The organism is Kitasatospora sp. NPDC093102 (assembly GCF_040683915.1).
GTDB lineage: Bacteria > Actinomycetota > Actinomycetes > Streptomycetales > Streptomycetaceae > Kitasatospora.
In genome coordinates this window covers 1-7897 of the sequence record NZ_JBFBFA010000100.1, presented here as the reverse complement: position 1 = coordinate 7897, position 7897 = coordinate 1, and the positions used below count along the sequence as shown (strand labels likewise).

The 7897-nt window shown below is 69.1% G+C and carries 7 protein-coding genes; 2 read left to right on the top strand and 5 right to left on the bottom strand.

Annotated elements, in window-relative coordinates:
* From AB0O11_RS38740 to AB0O11_RS38720, 5 genes are all read right to left on the bottom strand, one after another.
* Positions 1-203: adenylyl-sulfate kinase (locus AB0O11_RS38740; protein WP_363397182.1), on the bottom strand; the 203-nt coding region annotated here is incomplete at its 3' end.
* Between the two features lie 11 nt (positions 204-214).
* Positions 215-1039 (bottom strand): sulfotransferase, encoded by an 825-nt coding sequence (locus AB0O11_RS38735; protein ID WP_363397179.1) that lies wholly within the window; start codon positions 1037-1039, stop codon positions 215-217.
* A gap of 5 nt (positions 1040-1044) precedes the next feature.
* The gene (locus tag AB0O11_RS38730) at positions 1045-2361 is read right to left on the bottom strand and encodes a glycosyltransferase (RefSeq protein WP_363397176.1); all 1317 of its coding nucleotides are present in this window, start codon (positions 2359-2361) and stop codon (positions 1045-1047) included.
* Positions 2362-2433: 72 nt separating this feature from the next.
* On the bottom strand, positions 2434-2607 hold the full coding sequence (locus tag AB0O11_RS38725) for a hypothetical protein (RefSeq protein ID WP_363397173.1): 174 nt from the start codon (positions 2605-2607) through the stop codon (positions 2434-2436).
* Between the two features lie 136 nt (positions 2608-2743).
* Positions 2744-3133: a hypothetical protein gene (locus AB0O11_RS38720; RefSeq protein ID WP_363397170.1), complete on the bottom strand. Its 390-nt coding sequence runs from the start codon at positions 3131-3133 to the stop codon at positions 2744-2746.
* A 389-nt stretch (positions 3134-3522) separates the two neighbouring features.
* On the opposite strand from AB0O11_RS38720, the gene AB0O11_RS38715 reads away from it, so the two are divergent.
* Positions 3523-4539 carry a helix-turn-helix transcriptional regulator gene (locus AB0O11_RS38715; protein WP_363397167.1) on the top strand — a complete coding sequence of 339 codons (1017 nt, stop codon included), beginning with the start codon at positions 3523-3525 and terminating at the stop codon, positions 4537-4539.
* Positions 4540-4952: 413 nt separating this feature from the next.
* Positions 4953-7897, top strand: a 2945-nt coding sequence (locus AB0O11_RS38710; protein WP_363397164.1) for an amino acid adenylation domain-containing protein, incomplete at its 3' end; no start/stop codon positions are given.

Here is a 7897-nt window from a genome sequence, read left to right as displayed (position 1 = left end):
CGGGTCACGTTGGTGTGGCGGTCCTCGCGGGAGAAACCGAGACCCTTGGAGAGGAACTCGCGGATCTCGTCACCGTCGAGCACCTCGACCCTGTGGCCCTCGGCGCGCAGCCGCTCGGCCAGCGCGAAGGCCAGCGTGGTCTTGCCCGCGCTCGGCAGCCCGGTCAGCCACACGGTGGCGCCGCGCTCGCTGGCTGTCGTCACGCTGATTTTCCTCAGTCCAGATATCCGAAGGCCCGGCAGTGGGCCAGGAGCTCCTCGGGAATGTCATCGGCACCGGGCAGCTCGCCGTGCGGCTGGATCACTCCGGACCGAATCTTGTCGCGCCAGTCCCCGAGGAATATCTGGAACGGGCCCTGGTCCTGGGTTCCGTATTCCAGCATGCCGGACTCCCACGGCACGTTCAGGAATTCACAAATCCGCTGCGTCACGCCTTCCGGATTGGTCGTCAGTTCCTCATACCGGACCGTGATTCCCGGAAGGTTGTCGCGGGCCTCGGCAACCGATTCGAGCATCGGCACGAGCATCCGAAGGGCCGCCGCCTTCAGCCGCGCCGCCACCTCTTTCGCGTCACCGAGCGCGAGCTGCTCCTCGGTCGCGCTCTCGCGGATGACCTCGATCAGGGAGTCCAGGACGTGCAGCGGGTGGCGGAACAGGAAGACGTACCTGGCCTGGGGCCAGCACTCGGCGATCCTTTCCCAGACCACGGCGTTGCCCGGCGTCTTCTCGACCAGCACCTTCTTTCCGCTGGCCTTGAGCTGGCGGTCGAGAAGGCGGTCCCAGAGCAAGTACTCCAGCTCCGTAGTGGAGAGCCCCAGTGCGTCCATGGCCGCGGTCGCCGGCTCGGTGCCGAGTCCCACCTGGACATCCCCCAGGTGCAGCTCATGGCCCGCGTACAGCTCGGAGTGAGCGTTGAGGATGCAGCGGAGCAGGGTGGATCCGGATCTCACCGCCGAGATCACGAAGACCGGCGATTCGACGAGCCTGGCCGACGTACCGTCGGACTCGACTCCGTTTTCGTTCACAACCAGTTCCTCCATCGATGTCATGGGACGAGTCGGGCCGACGCGCGGCCGGCGTTCTGCTGGATGTCCTCCAGAAGGCGGACGGCCTCCGCGCAGCCATCCTCCGGCCGCATCAGCTCCGCGAACCGTGCGGCACTTCGGGCGATCCCGGAGTCCGAAGTCGCCTGCCGGATGGCCTCCGTCAGGTTCTCCGCGGTGAGTTCACGCTGCATGATGGGGCGCGGCGCCACACCGAGCGCGTGCAGGTGCTCACTCCACATCAGCTGTTCGAAGTGGAACGGCACGGCGACCTGGGGGATCCCGGCCACGAGCGCCGCGTTGTGGGTGCCGATGCCGCCCGCGTGCACAGCGGCCCGGACGCGCGGGAACAGCCAGTCGTACGGCACCTCGTCCACGACGAGGATGTCCTCGGACGGCTCGGTGATCTTGATGCCTCCCCAGCCCGTCACGATCACCGCTCGGTTGCTCGTGTCACGGACGGCCGTCTGCACGATGCGGCCGACATTCTCGGTGTCCGGCCTGACCATGCTCCCGAAGCCCACGACGATGGGAGTCTCCCCGCCCGCCAGGAAGTCGAGGAGCCGCTCGGAGGGCTTCCAGCTCTCGTGCGCCGGAAGGTTCCAAAACCCGGTGGTGTGGACCCATGCGGGCCAGTCCGGGGAGGGCACCAGTTCGTGCGGGCTGAATCCGTGCAGCACCGGGGTCGGTGTGCCGTCCGCGCTACTGCGATAGTCGAGCCAGTTCTCACGCGGCGGCAGTTGCAGGACGTCCGAGCGCCAGGTGGCGACGAGTGCGCTGGTCACCGGATCCATGGGATTGCGGATCGCCTGCTCGTGGTTGGCCAGGTTCGACGGATGAGCGGAGAGCCCGTCGCCCGGCGGGTAGTCACGGGACGGCACGTAGTGCGGGTAGAGCGCCGCCAACACGTGTGGCACATCGAGCCGTTCGGCGATCTGATGTGCCGCCTGCCGCCAGACGTGCGAGTACACGATGACATCGGGCTGCTCCTCGCACGCTGCCTGGTACATGTCGGCGAGCAGGCCGGGGAAGATCCGAGGCATGATCTCCTGGAAGAGAGTCATCCGCAGCTGATGGTCCTCAGGGCGAGGAGCATCGCTGTGCAGGAGGGTCTCCTGCATGTCGGCACGTGAATAGGCGCCCAGGAGTTCGTCGTTGAGGGGGACGTACCGGACGCCGTGCTCTTCGGCGAGGGCAGCGAAGCGCCGGGGCCCGACGAGCGCCGCGGTGTGCCCGGCCCGTTCCAGGGCGTACGCCAGTGCGAGATAGGGCTGGATGTCTCCACGGAACCCGTGGCAGGCGTAGATCAGCGCTTTCACTCGTTGTCTCCAAATTCCACGGGGCTTCGACTCCCGGCAGGCAGGCGGAGGGAATTCCGGCCATCCGGTCGGTCAGTCCCAGCTGTTGTTCGGGCCCCCGGTGTCCTGGGCCGAAATCGCTCGGGTGACACCGTGGCTGGTCGACTGCGCGACATCGTGGGCGGTGATTCCCACGACCGCCGCGACGGCAAGAACGACACCGGCGACGAATCGGGAGAAGCGCGAGAATTCAAATGCGAAATACATGGCGATCCCACTGTGTAAAAGTTGCGTGATATCCGGCACATGAATGGCCCACCGAGGACGAGCCACACGCCTCGGTGCGGTTCCCCGAGTTCCCGTTCGCCGGTGAATCGATTCTTGCTGGCCCCAGAGCCCCGCGTCATGGTCCTGAGGCGTCAGGGTGCTGCCACGGCAGGTCGTTGCCACCGGACGGCTCTCCGAAGGGTGCGTCCCGGCCCGGCGCGTCTCCACCGGAAACCAGCAGGTGCCCTAGGGAGGGAACGAGGCCCACGGCCACGGAGAGCAGTCTCGCCCCAGGATGCGTGGACGAGCAGGCCAAGAAGTTCGCGCAGATGCCCCGGGCGGCCGCTTCGGCCTGGAACAGGGAGGGAGCACGGATGAACAGCACCGCAGTGGCCGAACCGTCGGCCACCTGGACGAATACGTGTTCCAAGCCATCGGCCGGAGTCGAGGCTCGCAGCAGTTCGCGACGTACGGCCGAGGCGACCGGCGGGTGCGGGAACACCAGATGCGCCTGTATGAGGTACATCGGATCCTTGGATGATCGCTGGTGGATCATGCGCCGGCCGAGCCGGGAAAGGCGGGTGGCAGCGCCTGGTGGACTGCACCCGCACGGCCCTCGTCGGCGTTCGGACGGCAGCGTGAATGGGAGAGGAGCGCATCGGACGAACGACACGGTGGCTCCAATGCCATTGTTGTCACGGCGGGTTCGTCCAAGCAACGTCCATGATGCTAGACGCAGATGCCTCGCGGTGGCAGCCACCCCACTCACACGAGCATCACACACATCGAACACGAACCCACGGTCGCGGGTCGATCTTGATTACCCAGGGCGATATTGACCGCCTCCCAGGCCTGACGGAGACTACAGTCGCGATCAAGGTCGTTCGTGGGGATGAATGGGGGGAAAGGATCCACATGCTGGAATCACTGGGCGTCGGCGCTGCGGCGGAGGCCGTGTACCAGGAGATGCTCAAGGACTCTGCCGCCGGCGTGGCCGAGATCGGCAGCAGGCTGGGCTGGGCCGAGGAACGAGTCCGCGCAGTTCTGGACGAACTGGCTCAACTGTCGCTTGTGCGACCATCCTGGGACAATCCTGACGCACTCCGCGCGATCGAACCGGAGGTGGGGCTGGCCTCGCTGCTGGCCGACCGCGAAGCGGAACTGCGCCGCTGCCAGGACGAGATCGACGCCGGCCGGCAGGCGCTCGAACTCGCGGTGTCGGAGTACAGCCACCTCAGCAGGAACCGCCGGGGCTCGGACATGGAGCGGCTCGACGACATCGACGCCGTCCGCCTCCGGATCGAGACCCTCTCCGCCAGCTGCACCTCCGAGATCATGGGCTTCGCCTCCTCGGGTGCCCAGTCCGCGGCCAGCCTGGCGGCGAGCCGGCCGCTCGACCTGGTGACCCTGGAACGCGGGGTGCGGATGCGGACCGTCTACCTGTCGAGCGTCCGCAACGACGCCCCGACCATGGACTACGCCCGCTGGCTGATCCGCACCGGCGCCCAGGTCCGCACGGCGGCAACGCTGCCGCCCCGCATGGTGATCTACGACCGGGAGATCGCGATCGTCCCGGTGGATCCGGAGGTCACGCGCAAGGGCGCCTACATCGTCAACAGCCCAGGGATCGTCGCCTCGCTGTGTGAACTGTTCGAGCAGATCTGGCGCTCGGCGACACCGGTCGCGAGCAACGACGAGGACAAGAACGAGGGCGAGAACGAACACAGCCTCAGCGCCCAGGAGCTGGCCATCCTGAACCTCCTGGCCATGGGCCACACCGACGAGGTCGTCGCCCGGAAGCTGGGCGTCTCCGTGCGCACCGGACGCCGCATCACCGCGAGCCTAGCCGCACGGCTCGGCGCGAAAAGCAGATTCCAGGTCGGGGTCATGGCCGTCGCCCGCGGCTGGATCGATCCCGCTGCGGCCGGCTGACGTCCGCCCAGTTCCGAGGACCCGCTCGATCCTGTGGGCCCGGTCATCCGCATCGCCATCGGCGAGGGGTGACCGGGCCCACAGCCGTTTCCGCCCTCCGAACCCAGGCGCCGCTCGCCCTGCCCTTCACGCTCCGCAACCATCCCGAGTGTCGATGACGGCATGTCACATCCTCACGTCGAATTGGCAACTAGCTGTCCGAGCGAGGTCCTGACACCCGATCTGTCTGGTGGACGGCTCGAACGCCGCCAAAACTTGTCCTGCTGACGCCGTACGTGAGGCCGGGACATCACAGGGCCGACCAGGTCGGGCATTCCCACGTGCGACGAAGCCCAGCCGCGCCTTCGGTCGCGAGGCCGACCGGTCTGGCGCGCGCAGCCAATGAGGGGACTTCCATGGGTGGAAAGATGGGTATGAGCAGGGAGCTGCGGCCGCTGTCGGGCGCTCAGGCCGGAATCTGGTACGCGCAGCAGCTGGCCCCGAACTCAGCGGTCTTCCGGCCGGGTGAGTACATCGAGATCCATGGTCCGATCGACCGCACCGTCTTCGAGTCGGCGCTGCGTCAGGCCGTCCAGGAGACCGAAGCGTTGCGGATCCGGTTCGTCGAGGAGCCGGGCGGCGTGGGCCAGTACGTCGGCGACGCCCACGAGTGGCGACTCTTCGACCTCGATTTCACCGCCGAGGCCGACCCGCGCACCAGCGCCGAGGAGTGGATGCGCCGGGACCTGCAGCGACCGCTGGATCTGCGGGTGGACCCGCCGTTCACCCACGCGCTGTTCACCGTGGCCGCGGACCGCTTCCTCTGGTACCAGGGCTACCACCACATCGCCATGGACGGCTTCGGCGCGGCAGCCTTCGCCCGGAGGGTTTCCGAGCTGTACAACGCCGCGCTGGAGGGCCGGCCGGCCCCCGCCCGAAGCTTCGGCTCCGTCGACGCCCTGCTGGACGAGGAGCGCGCCTACCTCTCCTCCGCCGAGCTCGCGCGCGACCGGGAATTCTGGGAGCAGGTGCTCGCCGACCAGCCGCAGCCCTTCACCGTGGGGCGCCGCCTCGCGGAGGACGGCACCGACTTCCGGCGTACCACCGCCACGCTGACCCCGGCCGAGACCGAGGAGCTCCGGCTCGCCGCAAAGCGCGCCGGGGTGAGCCTCGCCCGGTTCGTCATCGCCGCAACCGCCGCCTACTTGCACGCGGCCACCGGAAGCGACGACGTGCTGCTCGACCTTCCCGTCACCGGCCGGACCACCGAACTCGCCCGCTCCGTGCCCTCGATGATGGTGAACGTCCTGCCACTGCGCGTCCGGATCCGCCCCGGCCTGCGGATCTCGGAACTGCTCGGGCAGGTGTCCGCCGACATCAAGGACGTACTGCGGCACCAGCGCCACCGGGGCGAAGGCCTGCACAACCGGCTCGGTGGCCCCGGCAACGGCCGGCACGGCTTCGGGCCGCAGATCAACGTCATGTCCTTCGACTACTCCCTCGACTTCGGCGGTCATCCCGCCACCGCGCACAACGTCTCGTTCCGACGGGTCGAGGACCTCTCCGTCTCGGTGTACGACCGGTCCGCCGGCAGCCCGCTGCGGATCGACTTCGACGTCAACAATTCCCTGTCCGAGGACGAGAACCCCGCCGTCCAGCTCGACCGGTTCGTCCGCTTCCTGTGCGACCTGGTCGCGTCCGTCGAAGCCGACCTGCCTCTCGGGCGGCTGAGCATCCTCACCGCCGAGGAGCGGCACGACCTGCTGGTCACGGCGGACGACACCGTCGGCGCGGTGCCGCCGGGCACGCTGCCCGCGCTCCTCGAGGCGCAGGTCGCCCGCACTCCCGAGGGCGTCGCCCTGGCCTTCGAGGGGCGGGAGTTGACCTACGCGGAACTGAACGCCCGGGCCAACCGGCTGGCCCGGGAGCTGGTTTCCCGGGGCATCGGCCCCGAGCGCCTGGTCGCGCTGGCGCTTCCGCGCTCGATCGAGTCGGTCGTCGCCCAACTGGCGGTGGTGAAGGCAGGGGCAGCGTACCTCCCGGTCGATCCGGAGTATCCGGCGGAGCGCATCGCCCACATCCTCTCCGACGCCGATCCCGCGCTGGTCCTGGTGGGTCCGGGGGTCGCGCTGCCCGGGCTGTCGTTGGACGACCCGGAGCTGGACGCGGCGCTGGCCGCGCGGCCGGACACCGACCTGACGGATGCGGAGCGGACCGCCCCGCTGCACGGGAGCGGCATCGCGTACACCATCTACACCTCGGGCTCGACCGGCCGGCCCAAGGGTGTGGCCGTTACCCACGCCGGAGTGGCCGGCCTCGCCGCGGCCCAGGTGGAACGCCTGGAGCTGGGAGCGGGCAGCCGGGTGCTGCAGTTCGCCTCGCCCAGCTTCGACGCGGCCGTCTGGGAGACGCTGATGGCGCTGCTGACCGGCGGCACCCTGGTGCTGGCGCCGTCTCCGCGAACCGCTCCGGGCGCGCCGCTGGCCGCCCTGATCGCCGAGCAGGAGGTCACCCACACCCTCCTCCCGCCCGCCGCGCTGGCCGTGATGTCCCCCGATGACCTGCCGACCGTCCGCGTCCTGCTGGTCGGAGGTGAGGCGACGCCGGGCGAGATCGTGGCGAAGTGGTCGACCGGACGCCGCATGGTCAACGCCTACGGTCCGACCGAGACCACCGTGTGCGCCACCATGAGCCGGCCTCTCTCGGGCGACGCCGTCCCCCCGATCGGCGCCCCGATCGCCGGCACCCGCGTCCACGTCCTCGACGGGCAGCTCCGCCCCGCCCCGCCCGGTGTGCCGGGTGAGCTGTACATCGCCGGCCACGGCCTGGCCCGCGGCTACCTGGGCCGTGCCGGGCTGACGGCCGAGCGCTTCGTCGCCTCCCCTTTCGCCTCCGGCGAGCGGATGTACCGCACCGGCGACCTCGTCCGCCGGCGCCGCGACGGCGACCTGGAGTACCTCGGCCGGACCGACCACCAGGTCAAGATCCGCGGCTTCCGGATCGAACCCGGCGAGATCGAATCCGCCCTCCGCACCCATCCCGAGGTCACCCAGACCGCCGTTCTCGCCCAGCACGACAGCGTGACCGGCACCCGACTGGTGGCCTACGCCGTCGCCCCCGAGACCGTCGAGCCGGCCCGGCTCCGCGCCCACCTGGCGGACCTGCTGCCCGCCTACATGGTGCCGGCCGCCGTAGTAGTCATGAAGGCGCTGCCACTCACCCCGAACGGCAAACTCGACCGCAAGGCCCTCCCAGCCCCGGACTTCACGATCGAAAGCCGGGGGCGTGGTCCGCGCTCACCGCAGGAAGAGATCCTCTGCGGCCTCTTCACCGAGACCCTCGGCCTCACCGAGATCAGCATCGACGACAGCTTCTTCGA